This is a genomic window from Planotetraspora mira, assembly GCF_016863275.1.
GTDB lineage: Bacteria > Actinomycetota > Actinomycetes > Streptosporangiales > Streptosporangiaceae > Planotetraspora > Planotetraspora mira.
This window is the reverse complement of sequence record NZ_BOOO01000027.1, coordinates 114,756-134,550: the sequence shown is the minus strand read 5'-3', so window position 1 is coordinate 134,550 and position 19,795 is coordinate 114,756. Positions and strand designations below refer to the sequence as shown.

At 69.9% G+C, this 19,795-nt stretch carries 16 protein-coding genes; 5 read left to right on the top strand and 11 right to left on the bottom strand.

The window, feature by feature from the left end:
• Positions 1 to 38 precede the first annotated feature (38 nt).
• The 3 genes from Pmi06nite_RS24675 to Pmi06nite_RS24665 form a co-directional block, all read right to left on the bottom strand.
• Entirely contained in the window at positions 39 to 959 is a 921-nt protein-coding gene (locus Pmi06nite_RS24675; protein ID WP_239114178.1) for an SDR family NAD(P)-dependent oxidoreductase, read from the bottom strand.
• 129 nt (positions 960 to 1,088) lie between these two features.
• Complete coding sequence (locus Pmi06nite_RS24670) at positions 1,089 to 1,673, bottom strand: GNAT family N-acetyltransferase (protein WP_203955480.1); 585 nt, start codon at positions 1,671 to 1,673, stop codon at positions 1,089 to 1,091.
• A complete protein-coding gene (locus Pmi06nite_RS24665) occupies positions 1,670 to 3,142 on the bottom strand; it encodes an APC family permease (protein ID WP_203955479.1) in 1,473 nt (490 codons plus the stop codon). Before Pmi06nite_RS24665 ends, Pmi06nite_RS24670 begins: the two co-directional genes overlap by 4 nt.
• Positions 3,143 to 3,506: 364 nt before the next feature.
• Here Pmi06nite_RS24665 and Pmi06nite_RS24660 point away from each other — a divergent pair, with 364 nt between their 5' ends.
• A complete protein-coding gene (locus Pmi06nite_RS24660; RefSeq protein ID WP_239114177.1) occupies positions 3,507 to 4,916 on the top strand; it encodes a carboxylesterase/lipase family protein in 1,410 nt (469 codons plus the stop codon).
• A gap of 18 nt (positions 4,917 to 4,934) precedes the next feature.
• On the opposite strand, the gene Pmi06nite_RS24655 is transcribed toward Pmi06nite_RS24660, so the two are convergent.
• Positions 4,935 to 5,783 (bottom strand): putative protein N(5)-glutamine methyltransferase, encoded by an 849-nt coding sequence (locus Pmi06nite_RS24655; protein ID WP_203955478.1) that lies wholly within the window; start codon positions 5,781 to 5,783, stop codon positions 4,935 to 4,937.
• A gap of 370 nt (positions 5,784 to 6,153) precedes the next feature.
• On the opposite strand from Pmi06nite_RS24655, the gene Pmi06nite_RS24650 reads away from it, so the two are divergent.
• Positions 6,154 to 6,960 carry an SDR family NAD(P)-dependent oxidoreductase gene (locus tag Pmi06nite_RS24650; RefSeq protein ID WP_203955477.1) on the top strand — a complete coding sequence of 269 codons (807 nt, stop codon included), beginning with the start codon at positions 6,154 to 6,156 and terminating at the stop codon, positions 6,958 to 6,960.
• Between the two features lie 30 nt (positions 6,961 to 6,990).
• On the opposite strand, the gene Pmi06nite_RS24645 is transcribed toward Pmi06nite_RS24650, so the two are convergent.
• The 5 genes from Pmi06nite_RS24645 to Pmi06nite_RS24625 form a co-directional block, all read right to left on the bottom strand.
• Complete coding sequence (locus tag Pmi06nite_RS24645; RefSeq protein WP_203955476.1) at positions 6,991 to 7,812, bottom strand: pentapeptide repeat-containing protein; 822 nt, start codon at positions 7,810 to 7,812, stop codon at positions 6,991 to 6,993.
• Positions 7,813 to 7,990: 178 nt separating this feature from the next.
• The gene (gene araA / locus Pmi06nite_RS24640) at positions 7,991 to 9,472 is read right to left on the bottom strand and encodes an L-arabinose isomerase (RefSeq protein ID WP_203955475.1); all 1,482 of its coding nucleotides are present in this window, start codon (positions 9,470 to 9,472) and stop codon (positions 7,991 to 7,993) included.
• The gene (locus tag Pmi06nite_RS24635) at positions 9,469 to 10,128 is read right to left on the bottom strand and encodes an L-ribulose-5-phosphate 4-epimerase (protein WP_203955474.1); all 660 of its coding nucleotides are present in this window, start codon (positions 10,126 to 10,128) and stop codon (positions 9,469 to 9,471) included. Before Pmi06nite_RS24635 ends, araA begins: the two co-directional genes overlap by 4 nt.
• Positions 10,125 to 11,774 carry a ribulokinase gene (araB, locus tag Pmi06nite_RS24630; RefSeq protein WP_239114176.1) on the bottom strand — a complete coding sequence of 550 codons (1,650 nt, stop codon included), beginning with the start codon at positions 11,772 to 11,774 and terminating at the stop codon, positions 10,125 to 10,127. The genes Pmi06nite_RS24635 and araB overlap by 4 nt, the downstream gene beginning before the upstream one ends.
• A 72-nt stretch (positions 11,775 to 11,846) precedes the next feature.
• Positions 11,847 to 12,839: a LacI family DNA-binding transcriptional regulator gene (locus Pmi06nite_RS24625; RefSeq protein WP_203955506.1), complete on the bottom strand. Its 993-nt coding sequence runs from the start codon at positions 12,837 to 12,839 to the stop codon at positions 11,847 to 11,849.
• A 319-nt stretch (positions 12,840 to 13,158) separates the two neighbouring features.
• Here Pmi06nite_RS24625 and chvE point away from each other — a divergent pair, with 319 nt between their 5' ends.
• From chvE to mmsB, 3 genes are all read left to right on the top strand, one after another.
• Positions 13,159 to 14,292 carry a multiple monosaccharide ABC transporter substrate-binding protein gene (gene chvE / locus Pmi06nite_RS24620; RefSeq protein WP_203955473.1) on the top strand — a complete coding sequence of 378 codons (1,134 nt, stop codon included), beginning with the start codon at positions 13,159 to 13,161 and terminating at the stop codon, positions 14,290 to 14,292.
• A 73-nt stretch (positions 14,293 to 14,365) separates the two neighbouring features.
• A complete protein-coding gene (gene mmsA / locus Pmi06nite_RS24615) occupies positions 14,366 to 15,895 on the top strand; it encodes a multiple monosaccharide ABC transporter ATP-binding protein (RefSeq protein ID WP_203955472.1) in 1,530 nt (509 codons plus the stop codon).
• 5 nt (positions 15,896 to 15,900) lie between these two features.
• Positions 15,901 to 17,160: a multiple monosaccharide ABC transporter permease gene (mmsB, locus tag Pmi06nite_RS24610; RefSeq protein ID WP_203955471.1), complete on the top strand. Its 1,260-nt coding sequence runs from the start codon at positions 15,901 to 15,903 to the stop codon at positions 17,158 to 17,160.
• A gap of 91 nt (positions 17,161 to 17,251) precedes the next feature.
• Here mmsB and clpX read toward each other — a convergent pair whose 3' ends face one another.
• Together clpX and Pmi06nite_RS24600 are read right to left on the bottom strand one after the other, a co-directional pair.
• Complete coding sequence (gene clpX, locus Pmi06nite_RS24605) at positions 17,252 to 18,526, bottom strand: ATP-dependent Clp protease ATP-binding subunit ClpX (RefSeq protein ID WP_203955470.1); 1,275 nt, start codon at positions 18,524 to 18,526, stop codon at positions 17,252 to 17,254.
• A 32-nt stretch (positions 18,527 to 18,558) separates the two neighbouring features.
• Positions 18,559 to 19,770: a cytochrome P450 family protein gene (locus Pmi06nite_RS24600; RefSeq protein ID WP_239114175.1), complete on the bottom strand. Its 1,212-nt coding sequence runs from the start codon at positions 19,768 to 19,770 to the stop codon at positions 18,559 to 18,561.
• Positions 19,771 to 19,795: the final 25 nt, after the last annotated feature.

The window sequence follows — 19,795 nt, the reverse complement described above, 5'->3', positions numbered from 1 at the left end:
ACTGTGATCTCCGGGGCCGGCCTCGTCGACGCCCCGGGTCATGCCAGGAGGGTCAGCGCGGTCTCCCACAACCGCTCGGCGTTGGCGGGGTCCAGGGCGAACGGGGCGACACCGCCGCCGAACAACGGCGGACGCTCGTGCACGACCTGCGACTCGGCGCAGTCCTCGAAATAGCGGCCCCCCACACCGGCCAGCAGGGGCGAGGCGGCCACGAGCACCGATGTCGCCGCACCCTGCTCCACGCTCTTGCGGCGCTCGGGCGGCGTCTGCAGGCCGCCGGTGTGCTTCTGCAGGTTCGTGGCGATGGCTCCAGGGTGTACGGCATTGGCCACGATCCCCTCGCCCGACCATCGCCGGGTGGCCTCGACCGCCAGCAGCACGACCGCCGTCTTCGACTCCGCGTACGCCCCGATGGGGTGGTAGAGCCGGAAGCGGTAGTCGAGATCGTCGAAGACCACCGGGGCGTACAGGTGGGCGTTGGAACTGACCGACACGACGCGGGCACCCTCGGCTCGGGCGAGTGCGCCGTGCAGCCCGAGGGTGAGGGCGAAGTGTCCGAGGAAGTTGACCGCGAACTGCATCTCCCGGCCCTGCGGCGTACGGGTGAGCTCCGGCAGTGCCATGATCCCGGCGTTGTTGACGAGCATGTGCAGCGGCCCGTCCCAGGCGCCGGCGAACGCGCGGACCGAGCCGACGTCGGCGAGATCGAGGTGGCCGACGCTGACGGCCGGGTTGCCCGTCGACTCCGAGATCCGGGCGGCGGTCCGCCTGCCCGCGTCGACGTTCCGTACGCCGAGGACGACGTCGGCTCCGGCGGCGGCCAGGGCGCGAGCGGTCTCGATGCCGACGCCCGAAGAGGCGCCGGTGACCAGGGCGCGGGTGCCGGACAGGTCCACGCCTGCCAGGACCTCGTCCGTGGTCGAGGCGAATCCGAAGGGTGTGTGCGAGCTTTCAGTCATGGTGGCGACGATGCCGCGGACCGTCACCATGAGTAAGTCCCCGCCGGCACCGGTACCCGCAGGGACAGGATGCGGCAGGCTCGCCTGATGGCCGTCCATCGGGCGAGCCTGCGGGAGCGCGGGTGCCGATCAGCCGTTCGGCGGGCGCCACATCGGGAACATCGGCGGGCCGTCGGGCAGGATCATCGGCGTCGTCTCGAGGTCGCGGTAGCCGTGGCGCAGGTAGAGCTCACGGCTGCGGGCGTTGCTCGCCTCCAGGTACGCCGCGACACCCGCCTCGTCGAGCCTGGCGTGGTGCTCGGCCAGCAGTCGGCTGCCCAGCCCCTGCCCCTGCCTCTCCGGCAGCACGGCGAGTAACGACAGATAGTGATGCGGGTCGTGCGGATGGTGCTTGGCCATCTCCTCGTCCAGTTGCGCGAGGCGCGACGCGTGCCGGCCGGCGAAGGCCGCCACCCGCTCGGCCTCGTCCGGGATGTCCGGCGGCGGCGCGACGTCGTTGTGGAACCACACGGCGACCGCCGCCATGTCGGCCGTCGCGTAGACCTCGCCGTAGGTGAGGGCGTGCTCGGTGAGCATGGTGAAGAAGGGCGGCAGGACGCGCCGGCGGTCGTCGTCCGGCGGGACGAGCCAGGCCGAGACCTCCAGGTCGTGGAACGAGGTGCCGATGACGGCGCCCACCGCCTCGGCGTCCGTCATCCGGATGATGTCGGTCATCGCGCCACCTCAGGGGTCGCCTCGGCGCCCATGCCGATGTTGGCGTAGACGTCGGGACGCCTGCCGCGCAGAGCCAGCCCCCACACGACGCCGAAGACGACGGCGACGAAGTACACGCCGGGCAGCACCCACCGGAGAAGGGAGTCCGGAGACACGCCCAGCACGGTGTCGAAGTTGACCAGGGCGAGCGCGAGCACGACGACCAGCAGGACCGCCGAGATGGCCGGCGCGATCCGCGTCCGCCAGGCGGTCTCGGTCCCGGGGTTCTTGGCGAAGTACGCGAACACGGCGACGGAGGTGGCCGCGAGCAGCAGCAGGATCCCCAGGCCGCCGAAGGAGCCGACGGTGAAGAAGAGTTGCACGAGCGGGTCCGCGCCGGTGGCGGCGTAGATCGCGATGACGGCCAATCCGACCACGCTCTGGGTGATCGAGCCGATGGCCGGCGCACCGGTCGGCTGGGAGGTGCGGCCGAAGACCGCGGGCAGCACCCTCTCCCGGCCGAGGGCGAAGATGTAGCGCGCGATCGTGTTGTGGAAGGCGATCAGCGCCGCGATGACGCTCGTGACGAACAGGACGGAGCCGATCGTCGCGACGGTCGAGCCCAGGTGCTCACCCGCCAGGCCGAACAGCAGGCCCGGGCCCTGCTCTCGCGAGGCGTCGGCGACCTTGTCCGAGCCGACGGGAACGGTCATCGCCCACGAGGACAGCGCGTACAGCCCGGCGATGATGGCGAGCGCGACGTAGGTCGCGATCGGCACCGTACGCTTGGGGTCCTTGGTCTCCTCGGAGAACACGACCGACGACTCGAAGCCGGAGAAGGCCGCCACGCAGATCGCGACCACGCCGCCGATGCCGGGGACGAACAGACTCGACGGGCTGAAGACGTCGAGGCTGTAGCCGGAGGCGGCCGGGTGCAGCAGGTCGGCGATGTCGAACACCACGATGACGGCGATCTCGGTGACCAGCAGGACCGACAGCACCTTCCCGTTCACGTCGACCCGCATGAGGCCGAGGATCCCGGTCAGCGCCCACAGGACCAGCGCGATCAGCCACCAGTCCGGGGAGATCCCGAACCAGTCGGCGAGCAACGGCTGGGTCGCCGAGCCGATCACACCGTAGAGGCCCACCTGCAGGGCGTTGTAGGCCAGGAGCGCGACCCAGGCGGTGGCCACGCCCACCGGACGGCCGAGCCCCTTCGCGGTGTAGGCGTAGAACGCCCCCGCGTTGACGACATGACGGGCCATCGTCACGTACCCGATGGCGAACACGGCGAGGATCGCACCGAGCAGGATGAAGGCCAGCGGGACGCCGGTCACGCCCGTCGCGGCGTACGCGGTGGTCACCACACCCGCGACGACGGTCAGCGGGGCCGCCGCGGAGATGACGAAGAAGACGACGGACGGTATGCCGAGGCGGTCTCCGGCCAGTGCCGCCGAGACGGCGACCGGCCTTTGCTCTGTTTGGGACATCAGGGAACTCCCGGAGGGGTGGGGGGTGGGTTCACCGGCGGTTTCTGAGTGATCAGTTCCTGGAGCGGAGCCGGAAGGACGGCGATTGAGATCGACACACCGATCCGCGGCCGATCGGCCGGGGATGCAATCGCACCTGTCCCGTCATGTCGCCAAGGATGAGGAAGAACGGATCATCGGCCGACCGACGCCCCGCAAGATCAGCCTCAGTCACGGATGGTGATCGTAAAGCGAATTCGTGCGCATGTCATCAGCGAACGCGGTTCTCGGAAGAAGACGGCGACCGTGCCGTAGCCTCGCGAGAGAAGGCGCTCGGCTCCGACGCGACCGCCTGCGCCGGTCAGCACGGGGAATCGAGGAGCGGATGGACGCGGTGGTGCGGACCTCTGCCGGGCGGGTGCGCGGCGTCACCCGGGACGGCGTCGCCGCCTTCCGGGGAGTCCCCTTCGCGGCCGCGCCGGAAGGGCCGCTGCGCTTCCTGGCGCCCGCTCCCGCGCCGGCATGGGACGGCGTCAGGGACGCCGTCACCTTCGGCGCCGCGCCGCCCCAGTCGCCTGCCATGCCGGGGATGCCGGCGATCTGGCGGCCCGGCGACGGACTCGACTGCCTCACGGTGAACGTCTGGACGCCGGCCCTCGGCGCCGCGGGCCTGCCGGTCATGGTCTGGATCTACGGCGGCGCGTGGTTCTCCGGCTCGGCGAGCCAGCCCGAATACGACGGCGCCCTGCTCGCCGGTGCCGGGGTCGTGATGGTCAGCTTCAACTACCGCGTCGGTTTCGAGGGCTTCGGACTGCTGCCGGGGACCCCGGCCAACCGCGGGCTGCTCGACCAGGTCGCCGCCCTGAAGTGGGTGCAGGCGGAGATCGCGGTCTTCGGCGGCGACCCAGGCAACGTCACCGTCTTCGGCGAGTCCGCGGGCGCGGGCTCGGTGGCCGTGCTCGTCTCCGCGCAGGCCACCCGGGGCCTGTGCCGGCGGGCGATCGCGCAGAGCGTGCCCGCGGGGCCGCTCACGGCGGATGAGGCCGAGCAGGTCACCGGGCTCATGGCGGCCGAGGCCGGGATCGAGCCCACGAGGGAGGGCTTCGCCGGGCTCTCGCCGGAGGGGATCCTGCGGGTCCAGGACGTGCGGCTGCCCGGACGCGACGCGGGCATCCCCCCCTTCGGCCCGGTCATCGACGGCGAACTGGTCGCCGGCCAGCCGTGGGAGGCGATCGGCGACGGCCGCGACGTGGATCTGATCTGCGGGTTCACCCACGAGGAGTTCCAACTGTTCGCCCCGGCCGTCGTCGATCTCGCGGCTGAGGCCGCCTCGCTGGGGCTCGGGCCGGACGCTGCCGGGGCCTACCGCGCGGCCTACCCCGACCTCGGCGAAACCGCACTGTTCTCGGTGATGATGTCCGACGCGCTGTTCCGGATGCCGTCGACCTGGGTGGCCGAGGCGCACGCCCGGGCGGGCGGCCGCACCTGGCTGTACGACTTCGCCTGGCGGAGCCCCGCTTTCGGCGCCTGCCACGCCCTCGACGTGCCGTTCACCTTCGGCGACGGCGAGACCCCGTTGGCCGCTTGGCTCCTGGGCTCACCGCCGCCCGCCGACTTCGCCGTCCTGTCGGAGCAGATCAGGAGGGCCTGGACGGCCTTCGCCGCCACCGGCGACCCGGGGTGGCCGCGCTTCGACCTCGAACGCCGCCGTACCAGGATCTGGGACGTCCCGCCCTCCGACGTCCCCTATCCCCTGGCCGCCTCGGCCGAGATCTGGGGTCGCGATGGACGGTAGTGCCCCCGATCGCCCCCGTCAGTCATCGGCGATCGCCGGGCCGAGCCGTACCTGGGGCGTCTGACCGTCCGAGCCGTCACGGAACGCGGGTCTGGTGCCGATGACGGCGGTGGCGTCCAACTCGCGCGAAGCGGCCACCCGCGGCACCAGGCCGCTGCCCGCGACGGCCTCGGCGGCACGCTGGGCCTGGCGCTCACTCGTCTCCACGAGCAGGTGCCCGCCCGGCGCCAGCCATAACTGCGCCGCGGCGATCACCCGCCGTACGACGTCGAGCCCGTCCGCGCCGCCGTCAAGGGCCATGTGCGGCTCGTGGACGCGGGCCTCGGGCGGCAGCGACCCGATCGCCTCGGTGGGCACGTAGGGCGGGCTGGCGACCAGGACGTCGACGCGGCCCCGCAGAGAGACGGGCAGCGGGTCGTAGAGGTCGCCCTCGTACACCTGGCCGCCGTAGCGGGCGAGGTTGCGGCGGGCGCACAGCACCGCGGCGGAGTCGATGTCGGCGGCGTGCACCTCCGGCCGGTCCAGGGTCGCCGCCAGTGCGGCGGCCATCGCGCCGGAGCCGCAGCACAGGTCGACGACGACGGCGCCCGCAGGGGCGAGGGCCGCGGCCTGGCGGATGAGGAACTCGGTGCGCGGACGGGGCACGAAGACCCCGGGATCCACGGCCACGCGCAGGCCGCAGAACTCCGCCCAGCCGAGGACGTGCTCGAGGGGCAGGCCCGCGACTCGCCGGTCGACCATGGCGACGACGTCGTCCGGTGTCCGGGCCGTGGAGACGATCAGTTCCGCCTCGTCCTCGGCGAAGACGCAGCCGGCGGCTCGAAGCCTGGTGACGATGACGGAAAGCGGAAGGGAGGAAACCGACATTGGGGAGCCTTTCGGGATGCCGACGGGGCTCCCTCGGTCACCTGTCCCAGGATGACCGTGTGTCCGTGGGAGGGAGCACCCGACCTGATACAGCGGTAATGGGTCTCACCTCCTCGGAGCGATCAACGGTGATCAGTGCGATCACGGCCACGCTACCAGAGCCCTCCGAAGCGCCGGATTCCGCCCGGCCTCACCACGGCGGCCGCCGGCATCGCGCGTGCCTGGCCCGCCGGGCGGATTGCGGGTCCGAATCCCGCCGCAACTGCTGGTCCGATGCCCGCCAGGGCCTGACAGCGGGTTCGTCCTAGGTTTGCCGTCATGAAGATCCCCATTCCGACCGGATGGGGTCTGACGAGGGAGAGGAACCCCCATGGATCTGCAGCTTTCCGGCCGCGTGGCGGTCGTCACCGGCGCTTCCAAGGGCATCGGCCTGGCCGTCACCCGCACGCTGCTCGATGAGGGGGTCAGGGTCGTGGCCGCCTCACGCAAGAGCACTCCGGAACTGGAGGCGCTCGGCGACGGCGCGCTGATCCACGTGCCGGTGGACCTGATGGACCCCGAAGCGCCCGGCCAGGTCGTGGCACGCGCCGTCGAGGAGTGGGGCGGACTCGACATCCTGGTGAACAACGCCGGCGGTCCGCCCCCCGGAGTGGCCCTGCCGCGGATGTCGTTCCTCGCCCCCACCGACGACGACTGGCGGGTGATGTTCGAGTTCAACCTGTTCTCGATCGTCCGTGCCGTCCGCGCCGCCATCCCGCCGATGCTCCGCCGCGGCGGGGGCTCGATCGTCAACATCTCGTCGGGGAGCGCCCGGCTGCCCGCCCCGATGAACGTCGACTACAACGCGGCCAAGGCGGCCCTGAACAACCTGACCAAGGCGCTGTCGGAGGAGTTCGCTCCGCAGGGCGTCCGGGTGAACGCCGTCTCCCCCGGGCCCGTCCGGACGGCCTGGTGGACCGAGGAGGGAGGCGCGGCCGACATCATCGCCGCCCAGGCGGGCACCGACCGCGACAACGTGATGGACAGCGTCGCACCGGAGATGATGAAGCTGTCCACCGGGCGCCTCGTCGAGCCGCAGGAGGTCGCCGACGTGATCGCCCTGCTCGTGTCACCGCGTTCGGCGAGCACGACCGGCGCGGACTTCGCCGTCGACGCCGGATTCCTCAAGGAGATCTGACCCGGCGGCGTCATCCCCCGTGCGCCGTCACTACCAGTGGGCGGGACGGGCCAGGGCCTGGGGCAGCTTCGTCGCGGCGTCGCCCCTGGCCGCGTTGAGCTGGGACTGAGTGAGGAAGATGCTGCCCGTCAGATCGGCCCCGCCGAGGTCCGCGTCGCGGAAGTCGGCCCCGATCAGGTCGGCCGCCCTCAGGTCCGCGTTCGTGAGATCGGCCGCGATGAGATAGGCGCCGCGGAGGTTCGCACCGCGCAGATCGGCGCCTGCGAGGTTCGCCCCGATGAGGTCCGCTCCCCTGCGGTTCTTCTTCCGCCCGGGGACGCCGGCCCGGACGAGTTCGCTCGTGCGCAGCAGCAGGGCGTTGACACCGTCCCGGTGCGCGGCCACGTCCAGCTCCGTGAGCTCCTCCGGGAGGCCGAGAGTGAGGCGCTCCGTCTCTTCGAACGCCTTCCGCAGGTCGTCGCGGACGGGCCGGGCGGGAGGCAGGGTCAGCGCCTCGGCCAGATACCAGAGGAGCTCATGAAGCTGCCGCATGACGGGGAAGACGGCGAACATCTGGCGGGCCGTGCCGGGCGCCCCGCGCCAGTCCCGTCCCTCGAAGGTGATCTGGGAGACCTTCTGCCCGGCGCCGAAGCAGTCGAAGACGGTGCAGCCGGAGAAGCCCCTGTGCCGCAGCTCGGAGTGGACGCCGCAGCGGAAGTCGGCCTGCAGGTTGGGGCAGGGGTCTCCCGCCCTCTTGCTGATCGCGAAGTCGGCCGACGCCGCGAACGGCAGCGCGACGCAGCACAGGGCGAAACAGCTTCCGCAGTCGGCCTGCAGGTCACGGCGGACCCGGGCTTCGGGCTTGTCTGACAACGTGCGTGCTCCCCGTTCCCGACACGGTGCTCAAGATGGGACACCATTCTCCCAGCTCCGTGTTCTCCCATGAACGGGGGACGGGCAGGGGCGCCGTGTCCACAACGGCGTCCCTGCCCGGCTGGGGCGCCGTCGCCGGCTTTGGCCGGCGCCCCGGGAGAAGGCGGATATCCGCCGGTCAGAAGCCTCGGGCGAGGCGGTAGTAGGCCTGGTTCCAGCGCAGCTCCTTGGCGAGCGAGCGCGAGGTGGTGTCGGCGTCGATGAGGACCAGTTCCACGCCGAGCATGTCGGACAGATCGGTGAGCTCCTCGGCGCCGACCGCTGCGGACAGCACGGTGTGGTGCGGGCCGCCCGCGGTCAGCCAGGACTCGGTCGAGGTGCGCAGGTCGGGCTGGGGACGCCAGACCGCACGGGCGACGGGCAGGCGCGGCAGCGGCTCCAGCGGCGCGACGACGTCGATCTCGTTGGCCACCAGGCGGAACCGCTCACCCATGTCGGCCAGGCCCACGACCACGGCGGGGCCGGGCGCGGCGTCGAAGACGAGCCGGACCGGGTCCTCCCTGCCGCCGATGCCCAGCGGATGGATCTCGCAGGACGCCGTGCCGCCGGCGATGGACGGGCAGACCTCCAGCATGTGCGCCCCGAGGATGAGCTCCTCGCCCGGCGTCAGGTGGTAGGTGTAGTCCTCCATGAAGGACGTGCCGCCGGGCAGCCCCTCCGCCATCTTCTTCAGCGTGCGCAGCAGCACCGAGGTCTTCCAGTCGCCCTCGCCGCCGAAGCCGTAGCCGTCGGCCATCAGGCGCTGTACGGCCAGGCCCGGAAGCTGCCGCAGCCCGCCCAGGTCCTCGAAGTTCGTGGTGAACGCCTTGAATCCGCCGGCGTCCAGGAAGCCGCGCAGTCCCAGCTCGATGCGGGCGGCGTAGCGCAGGGAGTCGTGCCTGTCTCCCCCGGCGCGCAGCTCCGGCGCGACCTTGTAGAGCTCCTCGTACTCCTTGACCAGCGCCGTCACGTCCGCGTCCGCCGTGGCGTCGACGGCCTCGACGAGCTCGTTGACGCCGTAGGTGTTGACCGAGACGCCGAACGTGATCTGGGCTTCGACCTTGTCGCCTTCGGTGACGGCGACGTCGCGCATGTTGTCGCCGAACCTGGCCAGCTTCAGGGAGGCCACCTCGGCCCGGCCCGCCGCCGCCCGCGCCCAGGTGCCGATCCGCGCCGCCACCGACGGGTCGCTGACGTGGCCGGCGATGGTCTTGCGTGCCACGCCCAGCCTGGTCTGCATGTAGCCGAACTCCCGGTCGCCGTGCGCGGCCTGGTTCAGGTTCATGAAGTCCATGTCGATGGAGCTCCACGGCAGCTCGCGGTTGGCCTGGGTGTGCAGGTGCACCAGAGGCTTGCGCAGCGCGTCGAGCCCGGCGATCCACATCTTGGCGGGCGAGAACGTGTGCATCCAGGCGACCAGGCCGATGACCTCGTCGTCGGAGTTGGCCTCGAGGCAGAGCCTGCGGATCGCGCCCGCGCTGGTGAGCACGGGCATCCAGACCACCTCGACGGGCAGCGCGTCGTTCAGCTCCTCGGCGATCCGCCGGGACTGCTCGGCGACCTGGCGAAGCGTGTCCTCACCGTACAAGCCCTGGCTGCCGGTCAGAAACCAGATCTTCAACGCGAGCTCCTCTGCCCGTAGACGTTCTGATAGCGGTCGTACAGACGATCGACGTCGTCCTGCTTGATCGGCAGAGGCTCACCGAGCTGCCTGGACACGTGCACGGTCCTGGCCACGTCCTCGCACATCACGGCGGCCTTGACCGCCGCCTTCGCCGAGGCGCCGATGGTGAAGACCCCGTGGTTCTGCATGAGCACGGCGGGCGAGCGGTGGCCGGAGAGCACCTTCACGATCCCCTTGCCGATGTCGTCCCCGCCGATGAGCGCGAACGGCCCGATGGGGATCTCGCCGCCGAACTCGTCGGCCATGGCGGTCAGGACGCAGGGGATCGACTCTCCCCGTGCGGCCCAGGCCGACGCGTAGGTGGAGTGGGTGTGCACCACTCCACCGACCTCCGGCATGTGGCGGTACACGTACGCGTGCGCGGCGGTGTCGCTCGACGGGGCGTGCGCGCCCTCCACGACGTTGCCCTCCAGGTCGCAGACGACCATCGACGCCGGGGTGAGGTCGTCGTAGGAGACGCCGCTCGGCTTGATGACGAACAGGTCCTCACCCGGCACGCGGCCGGAGACGTTGCCCGCCGTCCATGCGACGAGGTTGTAGCGCACCAGCTCGGCGTGCAGACCGCAGACGGCCTCCCGGAGCTGCTCGATCATGCCGTGGCCTCGTTTCTGATCGCGCGGAGGCGGTGCAGCAGCCCGCCGTCCGCGAAGTGGTCGTGCAGCCGGCGGTACTCGGCGTACAGCCGGTCGTAGGCGTCGGCCCGGGTGGAGTCGGGGACGTAGGCGTTCTGCGTGCGCTTGCCCATCGCCGCGGCGGCCTCGGTGATGTCGGCGTACGCGCCCGCCGCCACCGCCGCGTGGATGGCCGAGCCCAGGGCGGGCCCCTGCTCCGACCCGATGGCCGACAGCGGACGGCGGAGCACGTCGCTGTAGACCTGCATGAGGAAGGAGTTCTTCAGCAGCCCGCCCGCGACGACGAACTCCCCGACCGGCACTCCTGCCGCCTCGAAGGTCTCCACGATCACACGGGCGCCGAACGCGGTCGACTCGATCAGCGCGCGGTAGACGTCCTCCGGCCTGGTGGCGAGGGTCTGGCCGACGATGACGCCGGACAGGTTGTGGTCCACGAGCACCGAGCGGTTCCCGCCCTGCCAGTCGAGCGCGACGAGCCCGTGCGCGCCGACCGCCTGCCGCTCGGCGAGCGAGGTCAGGTATTCGTGGACGGTCATCCCCGCCTCGGCGGCGCGCTCGGCGTAGAAGCCGGGCACCGACGTCTCGACGAACCAGGCGAAGATGTCGCCGACGGCCGACTGGCCGGCCTCGTATCCCCACAGGCCGGGCACGATCCCGTCGCGCACCACGCCGCACATTCCCGGCACCTCGGCGAGTTCGTCCGAGGGCATGATGTGACACGTCGAGGTGCCCATGATCGCGACCATCTGGCCGGGCCGTACGGCGTCCGCGGCCGCGGCGGTGACGTGCGCGTCGACGTTGCCGACGGAGACCGCGATGCCCTCGGGCAGCTTGGTCCACAGGGCCGCCTCCGCGCTCAGCCGGCCGGCGAGTCCGCCGAGGGGGGCGAGGTCCTGTCCGAGCGTGGCGGGGAAGCCGGCGAAGTCGGGGTTCAGCGCGCTCAGGAAGTCGTCACTGGGGTAGCGGCCGTCCTGGTGGATTCCCTTGTATCCGGCGGTGCAGACGTTGCGGGACTCCACTCCGGTGAGCTGCCAGACGATCCAGTCGGCGGCCTCGATCCAGCGGGCCGCGGCGCGGTAGGTCTCCGGGTCCTCCTCGAGCACCTGCAGCGCCTTGGCGAACTCCCACTCCGACGAGATCTTCCCGCCGTAACGCGGCAACCACGTCTCGCCCCGCTCGGCGGCGACGGCGTTGATGCGGTCGGCCTGCGGCTGGGCGGCGTGGTGCTTCCAGAGCTTCGGCCACGCGTGGGGGCGGCCGGGGTGCAGCTCACTGAGAGGGACGCCGTCGGCGGTGGTCGGCAACATCGTGCAGGCGGTGAAGTCGGTGCCGATGCCGATCACGTCGGAGGCGGGGACCCCCGCGACGGCCAGCGCCTTCGGCACCGCCACACGAAGGACGTCGCGCCAGTCCTCGGGCGACTGGAGCGCCCAGTCGGGTCCGAGCCGGATCGCGGTCCCCGGCAGTCTGTCCTCGATCACTCCATGCGTGTATTCGTGGACGGCGCTGCCCAGTTCGGCGCCGTCGCTCACCCGAACGACGACGGCGCGTCCGGACAAGGTGCCGAAGTCGACACCGATCACGTAGCGGTCGTTGTTATCGCTCACTTCAACTCCAACGGGGGACGGGGGTACGGCCGGCGCTGCTCCGGGAGCGGCGCCAGGTAGCCGGACGGGGGGTCATGCGCCCGGCGGAGCGCTGCTCCCCCGGACGACGAGGTCGGGCGGCACGACGAAACGTTCCAGCACCTCCGCCGCGCCCTCCTCGATCTGCCCGAGGAGCACGTCGATGCTGTGCCGGCCCACGGCCCCGAAGTCCTGCCTGACGGTGGTGAGCGGCGGTGAGAAGAACTCCGACTCCGGGATGTCGTCGAAGCCCACGATGCTGATCTGGTCGGGCACCCGCACGCCTTCCTCGGTGAAGGCGCGAAGGACGCCGAGCGCCATCTGGTCGTTGGCGACGAACACGGCGCTGATCTGATCGGCCATCCCGGCCAGGTGCTTGCCCGCCGTGTAACCCGAGCGCGGGCTCCAGTCTCCGGGGAGGACGTCGGGGATCTTCCTGCCGGCGGCGGTCAGGACGTCTCGCCAGCCCTCGATCCGCCCCTCGGCCTCCAGCCAGTCCTGCGGGCCTCCGATGTGCCAGACGGTCTCGTGCCCGAGTTCGAGCAGGTGGGCCGTGGCGAGCCTGGCGCCTTCCGCCTGGTCGACGCAGACGACCGGCACCCGGCCGGTATGCCCGCCCTCCACCGCCACGATCGGGATGCCGGGCGACAGGTCCTCGAGCGCGCTGGCCGCCGACCTCTGCGGCGCGACCACGACGATGCCGTCGACGCCCTGCTCGATCAGATAGTTGACGGCGTCGCGCATCCCGGCCCGGTCGATCGTGCGCAGGCTGACGATGCTGACGAAGTATCCCGCGTCCCTCGCGGCCTGCTCGATGCCGTAGACGGTGCTGGCCGGGCCGTACAGGATGGTGTCGAAGCTCACCACGCCCAGGGTGCGGGAGTGCCGGGTCACCAGGGCTCGGGCGACCATGTTGCGGCGGTAGCCGAGCCGGTCGATCGCCTCCAGAACACGGGTGCGGGTCTCCGCCCGAACGTTCGGGTGGTCGTTCAGCACCCGAGAGACGGTCTGGTGCGACACACCCGCCGCCTTGGCCACATCGGCCATCACCGGCGGGCGGCCCCCCGTGCTCGATCCCACGCGCACTCCTCTCCTTCTTCCCAGAGAACGACTGTGAGCGTTAACAACCACCAGCGTCAAGAAGACTTTTTATAACGTTCCAGTAACGGCACCCCGTACACGGGTGATTACCCCCTTGTTACGGCGACGTTATCGGCGTCTATTGACAGTGAGAATGTTAGCGATAACACTACCGAACTCAGGGTCAGACGACTGACCGGGGCGGAGCTCTGCCTTCGCGACCTCCTACCGGGCCCGGCCGTCTCCTCGTGCCGCATCAGGCCACCCCCATGCGCAAGGAGAAAAAATGAGATTTCGACGATTGGCGGCGGTGGTCCCCGCCGTGGCCCTTGCTGTGCTCGCCACGGCGTGCGGCTCGAGCGAGAAGACGGCCGACACCGAGGCCACGTCCGGCAACACCGCCGGGGCCCTCGTCGGCGTCACGATGCCGACCAAGTCTTCCGAGCGGTGGATCCACGACGGCGACAACGTCAAGGCGGGGCTGGAGAAGCTCGGCTACAAGGTCGACCTGCAGTACGCGGAGAACGACATCCCGACTCAGGTCAACCAGATCGAGAACCAGATCACCAAGGGCGCCAAGCTTCTGATCATCGCCTCGATCGACGGCACCGCGATCACCACGCAGCTCCAGGAGGCCGCGGACAAGAAGATCCCGGTCATCGCCTACGACCGGTTGATCCGCAACAGCCCGAACGTCGACTACTACGCGACGTTCGACAACTTCAAGGTCGGCGTCCAGCAGGCCACCTCGCTCCTGGTCGGCCTGAAGCTGAAGAACGAGGACGGCACGGACGGCTCCGCGAAGGGGCCCTTCAACATCGAGCTGTTCGGCGGCTCGCCCGACGACAACAACGCGACGTTCTTCTTCAACGGCGCCATGTCGGTGCTCCAGCCCCTGATCGACAGCAAGACGCTCGTCGTGAAGAGCGGCCAGACGGACTTCAAGACCGTCGCCATCCTCCGGTGGGACCCCGCCACGGCGCAAAAGCGCATGGAGGACCTGCTCACCAAGACCTACAGCAGCGGCGGCGCCAAGGTCGACGGTGTCCTGTCCCCCTACGACGGCCTGTCGATCGGCATCCTGTCGGCCCTGAAGAGCAACGGTTACGGAACGGCCGACCAGCCCTACCCGATCGTCACCGGCCAGGACGCCGAGCTCGCCTCGGTCAAGTCGATCATCGCAGGTGAGCAGTACTCCACCATTTACAAGGACACCCGCCAGCTGGCGGACGTTACGGTCAAGATGGCGGATAGCGTACTCAAGGGTGGTAAGCCCGAAGTCAACAACACCAAGGACTACGACAACGGCAACAAGGTCGTCCCGTCGTACCTGCTGGAGCCGGTGATCGTGAACAAGACGAACTACCAGAAGGAAGTCGTCGACACCGGTTACTACACCCAGGCCCAGCTCGGCGGCTGACCCCCGTATGAGGTGCGGCCCTGAAGAAAGGGCCGCACCTCCTCCACAGCTCACCGAGAGGCCATGAGCGAGAATGACCGATGACATCCTGCGGATGCGCGGGATCACCAAGACGTTCCCCGGAGTCAAGGCGCTCCAGGACGTGAACCTGTCCGTGCGGCGGGGTGAGATCCACGCGATCTGCGGGGAGAACGGCGCCGGCAAGTCGACCCTCATGAAGGTCCTGTCCGGGGTCTACCCCCACGGGTCCTACGAGGGCGAGATCTCCTTCGACGGAGAGCCCTGCCGGTTCGCCGACATCCGGGACAGCGAGCACCGCGGGATCGTCATCATCCACCAGGAGCTGGCGCTTTGCCCGCAATTGTCGATCGCGGAGAACATCTTCCTGGGTAACGAGCAGGCCACGCGTGGCCTGATCGACTGGAACCGCACCAACGCCGAGGCCACCGAGCTGCTGAGCCGGGTCGGCCTGCACGAGAACCCGGTGACCACGATCTCCGACATCGGAGTCGGCAAGCAGCAGCTCGTGGAGATCGCCAAGGCGCTGGCCAAGAAGGTGCGGCTGCTCATCCTGGACGAGCCCACGGCCGCGCTGAACGACGAGGACTCCGAGCACCTGCTCGACCTGCTGCGCGGGCTGCGTGACGAGGGGATCACCTGCGTGATCATCTCGCACAAGCTCAACGAGGTCATGGCGATCGCCGACTCGATCACCATCCTGCGGGACGGCCGGTCGATCGAGTCGCTCGACATGGCGACCGACGAGGTCAGCGAGGACCGCATCATCTCCGGGATGGTCGGCCGCGCCCTGGAGAACCGCTTCCCTCCGCACGAGCCGCAGATCGGCGAAGAGGCGCTGCGCATCGAGAACTGGACGGTCTACAGCCCGACCCAGCGCGGCAGGGAGGTCGTCAGCGACGTCAACCTCACCCTGCGCAAGGGCGAGATCGTCGGCCTCGCCGGCCTCATGGGCGCCGGCCGCACCGAACTCGCGATGAGCGTCTTCGGCCGCACCTACGGCACCAACATCTCGGGCCGCCTCTTCAAGGAAGGGCGGCCGATCGAGGCGCGCACCGTGCGCGAGGCGATCAGCAACGGCATCGCCTACGCCACCGAGGACCGCAAGCGGTACGGCCTCAACCTGATCGAGGACATCAAGCGCAACGTCTCCGCGGCCGCGCTGTCGAAGCTCGCCCGCCGGGGCTGGGTCAACGACAACGAGGAATACCGCGTCGCCGACGAGTACCGCGCCAGCATGAACATCAAGGCGCCCAGCGTCTCGAGCGTCACCGGCAAGCTCAGCGGCGGAAACCAGCAGAAGGTCGTCCTGGCAAAGTGGATCTTCACTGACGCGGACGTCCTCATCCTGGACGAGCCGACCCGGGGCATCGACGTCGGCGCCAAGTACGAGATCTACACGATCATCAATCGCCTCGCCGACTCCGGCAAGGCCATCCTCGTCATTTCGTCTGAACTGCCGGAGCTGCTGGGTCTGTGCGACCGGATCTACGCGCTGTCGGCCGGCCGGATCACCGGTGAAGTCCAGCGCAGCGACGCGACGCAGGAACGGATCATGCAGTACATGACGAAGGGACTGGACTAGATCCGATGAGCAGCACCTCCCCCTCTGACGCGGCCCTCGCGCCCGGCGCGAAGGACACGCCCGCACCGGGCACGCCCGGCAGGTCCTCCGGCCTGTCGATCAACGTACGGCAGAGCGGCATCTACATCGCCTTCGCGCTGATCGTGGTGCTGTTCACGATTCTCACCGACGGGGCGCTGCTCCAGCCGCAGAACATCTCGAACATCATCGTTCAGAACTCCTACATCCTGATCCTGTCGATCGGGATGATCCTGATCATCATCGCCGGGCACATCGACCTGTCGGTCGGCTCGGTCGTCGCGGTCACCGGCGCCATCGCCGCCGTGTTGATGGTCAACTATGGAGTGCCCTGGCCACTCGCCCTGCTGATCACGCTGATCGCGGGTGCGCTGATCGGCGCCTGGCAGGGCTACTGGATCGCCTACTTCGGCATCCCGGCCTTCATCGTCACGCTCGCCGGCATGCTGCTGTTCCGCGCGCTCACCCTGACCGTCCTGGGCAACCAGGGCATCGGCCCGTTCCCCGACGCCGTTCGCACACTCTCGAACGGCTTCACCGACGGGTACTTCGGCAACATCGGCCTCGGCCCCCTGGGCGGCGCCGACCTGTTCAGCATCCTGCTCGGCATCGTGGCGGTCGCGGGCATGGCGATCGCCCAGTGGCGCACCCGCGCGGCTCGCCTGGGGTATCGCCAGGCCGTCGACTCGCTCCCGGTGTTCCTGCTCAAGATCGTCCTGGCCGCCGCGGTCATCCTCTTCGTGATCGTGCAGCTCGCCCGGTTCAAGAACCTGCCCTGGGTGCTCGTCCTCCTGGCGGCGCTCGTGCTGGGCTACTCGCTGGTGACCAACCGGGCCGTCTTCGGCCGGCGGATCTACGCCATCGGCGGCAACCTGCAGGCCGCGCTCCTGTCCGGCATCAAGGTCAAGTCGGTCATCTTCTGGATCTTCGTCAACATGGGGGTCCTGTCCGCGATCGCCGGCATCATCTTCGCCGGCCGCCTCAACCAGGCGGGCCCCACCGCGGGCAACTCCTTCGAGCTCGACGCGATCGCGGCGGCGTTCATCGGCGGCGCGGCCGTCCAGGGAGGCGTCGGCAAGGTGGTCGGAGCGGTCACCGGTGGCCTGATCATGGGCGTCATCAACAACGGCATGTCCCTCATCGGCTCACCGAGCGAGCGGGTCATGCTCGTGAAGGGCGCCGTCCTGCTGGCCGCGGTCGCCTTCGACGTGTGGACCAAGCGCCGGGCCGCGTCAGCCTCGCGCTGACCCCGGATACGTCAGCGGCCGGGCCGCATGCGGAGGTGATCACGCCTCCGCATGCGGCCCGGCCGCTTTTCGCCTTTCAGCTTGGGCATCGTCAGGCGGACCTCTGGCCGTGTCCCCGTCCGCCGTCCGGCCGTTCGCGCGGCACCAGGGTCGGGTTGACGTTGTCGAGCACGGTGTCGCGGTCGATCACGACCCGGGCCACGTCGTCCCGGCTCGGCACCTCGTACATCACGTTGAGCAGGATCTCCTCGAGGATCGCGCGGGTCGCCCGCGCACCCGTACGGCGGAGCAGCGCCTGTTCGGCGATGGCGGAGACCGCGTCAGCGGTGAACTCGAGTTCGACGCCGTCGAGGTCGAAGAGCCTCTGATACTGCTTGATCAGCGCGTTGCGCGGCTCGGTGAGGATGCGGGCCAGCGCCGTCCGGTCCAGCGGGCGGAACGTCGACACCACGGGAAGCCGGCCGACGAGCTCGGGGATCAGCCCGAAGGCCAGCAGGTCCTGCGGCATGACCTCGGCGAGGACGTCCCGCTCCTCCGGACCGCGGAGCACCGCGCCGAATCCCGCTCCGGCGCGGGCCGTCCGCCGCTCGATGACCTGCTCGAGGCCCGCGAACGCGCCGCCGAGGATGAACAGCACGTTGGTGGTGTCGATCTGGAGGAACTCCTGGTGCGGGTGCTTGCGGCCGCCTTGCGGAGCGACGCTCGCCGTCGTGCCCTCCAGGATCTTCAACAGCGCCTGCTGGACGCCCTCGCCGGAGACGTCCCGGGTGATCGACGGGTTCTCGCCCTTCTTGGCGATCTTGTCGACCTCGTCGATGTAGACGATGCCCGTCTCGGCCTTCCGGATGTCGTAGTCGGCGGCCTGAATCAGTTTGAGCAGGATGTTCTCGACGTCCTCCCCCACGTAGCCGGCCTCGGTCAGCGCGGTGGCGTCGGCGATCGCGAACGGCACGTCGAGCATCCGGGCGAGCGTCTGGGCGAGGTGGGTCTTGCCGCAGCCGGTCGGCCCGATCAGCAGGATGTTGGACTTGCCCAGCTCGACGGGCTCGCCCCGCGCGCTCTCTCCCGCTCCGGGCCGGATGCGTTTGCAGTGGTTGTACACCGCCACGGACAAGGCCTTCTTGGCGTCCTCCTGGCCGATGACGTACTCGTCGAGGAACGCGTGGATCTCCCGCGGCCTCGGCGGTTCGCGCGGCTCGCCGACAGGGGGTTCGCCGAGTTCCTCCTCGATGAGCTCGTTGCACAGGCCGACGCATTCGTCGCAGATGCAGATCCTGCCGGGGCCCGCGATGAGCTTCCTGACCTGCGTGTGGCCCTTTCCGCAGAAGGTGCACTTCAGCGGATCGGCGTGGTCGGTGCGTGCCACTCGGGGAACGCCTCCTCAGCGATCGTGCGGGGTCAGAGGGTGACGGGGAGCGACGTCAGCCGCCACGTCCCCGGGTCGAGGGCGCGCACGTCATCGGCGGCGCCGACCGGTGCCAGAGCGGGGAAGCGGCGCAGCAGCGACGTGAGCGCGACCTCGGTCTGCACCCGGGCCAGGGACGCTCCGAGGCAGAAGTGCGGGCCGTGTGAGAAGCCCAGATGGCCCGCCGATCCCGCCGCCCGGCCGACGTCGAGCCGGTCGGGGTCGGTGAACGCGCGCGGATCGCGGTTGGCGGAGGCGACCGCCGCGGTCACGGCATCACCCTTCTGGATCCGTGTGCCGTATAACTCGACGTCCTCCCGCGCGAAGCGCGGAATCGCCAGCAACGTGGGACCGCACCAGCGCATGAGCTCCTCGACCGCGCGCGGCATGAGCGCGGGATCCTCGCGCAGCGCGGCGAGCTGAACGGGGTGGCGCAGCAGGGCGTGCACGGCGTTGGCGATGAGGTTGGTCGGGGTCTGACCGGCCAGGACCAGATTCCAGACGAGCGTCACCAACTCGGTCTCGCTGAGACGGTCCCCGTCCTCGGCTTGAGCACGGATGAGGTCCGACAGCAGGTCGTCGGCGGGTTCCTCGCGCCGGCGTGCGATCGCCGCCTTGGCGCCCTCGATGATGCCCGGTACGGCCGAGGCGAAGCTCTGGCCTGAGGCCGCCACGATCGTGGCGCCGTACTCGCGCCAGCGGTGGCGGTCGGGCCCGGGTATGCCGACCAGTTCGCAGATGACGTCCATCGGCAACGACCGCGCGAAGTGCCGCAGCAGGTCCACCACACCGTCCTCGGCGAGGTGGGGCAGGTCGTCGAGCACTGTGTCGACGATCGGCTCGATCCGCGGCCGGAACTCCGCGGCGCGGCGTGCCGTGAACGCGGGGGCGACCAGCCTGCGCAGCCGCAGATGCTCCTCCGCGTTCATCTCCGCCATCGACCGCATGTACGGCAGGCAGTCGCCGGGCACGTCGGGACGGATGAAACTGCTCGCGTTCAGCTCGAACCGGGGGTCGGCCAGCAGCGCACGGGCCTCCTCGTGCCGCGTCACGGCCCACATCCCGCCGAATCCGGGGGCCGACAGACGCGCGATCGGCGAGCGCTCCCTGGCGTTCCCGTACGCGGTGAAGGGATCGCGCATCACCTCGACGTCCGACAGATCGATCTCGGGGACACCGCTCACTGTCTGACTGACACCGGCCATGGACACTCCAGCATTCGAATGGTGT

Coding starts and splice junctions, on each gene's coding strand:
- Pmi06nite_RS24675 (WP_239114178.1), bottom strand. CDS start 959: ATGACTGAAAGCTCGCACACACCCTTCGGATTCGCCTCGACCACGGAC.
- Pmi06nite_RS24670 (WP_203955480.1), bottom strand. CDS start 1,673: ATGACCGACATCATCCGGATGACGGACGCCGAGGCGGTGGGCGCCGTC.
- Pmi06nite_RS24665 (WP_203955479.1), bottom strand. CDS start 3,142: ATGTCCCAAACAGAGCAAAGGCCGGTCGCCGTCTCGGCGGCACTGGCC.
- Pmi06nite_RS24660 (WP_239114177.1), top strand. CDS start 3,507: ATGGACGCGGTGGTGCGGACCTCTGCCGGGCGGGTGCGCGGCGTCACC.
- Pmi06nite_RS24655 (WP_203955478.1), bottom strand. CDS start 5,783: ATGTCGGTTTCCTCCCTTCCGCTTTCCGTCATCGTCACCAGGCTTCGA.
- Pmi06nite_RS24650 (WP_203955477.1), top strand. CDS start 6,154: ATGGATCTGCAGCTTTCCGGCCGCGTGGCGGTCGTCACCGGCGCTTCC.
- Pmi06nite_RS24635 (WP_203955474.1), bottom strand. CDS start 10,128: ATGATCGAGCAGCTCCGGGAGGCCGTCTGCGGTCTGCACGCCGAGCTG.
- Pmi06nite_RS24625 (WP_203955506.1), bottom strand. CDS start 12,839: ATGGCCGATGTGGCCAAGGCGGCGGGTGTGTCGCACCAGACCGTCTCT.
- chvE (WP_203955473.1), top strand. CDS start 13,159: ATGAGATTTCGACGATTGGCGGCGGTGGTCCCCGCCGTGGCCCTTGCT.
- mmsA (WP_203955472.1), top strand. CDS start 14,366: ATGACCGATGACATCCTGCGGATGCGCGGGATCACCAAGACGTTCCCC.
- mmsB (WP_203955471.1), top strand. CDS start 15,901: ATGAGCAGCACCTCCCCCTCTGACGCGGCCCTCGCGCCCGGCGCGAAG.
- Pmi06nite_RS24600 (WP_239114175.1), bottom strand. CDS start 19,770: ATGGCCGGTGTCAGTCAGACAGTGAGCGGTGTCCCCGAGATCGATCTG.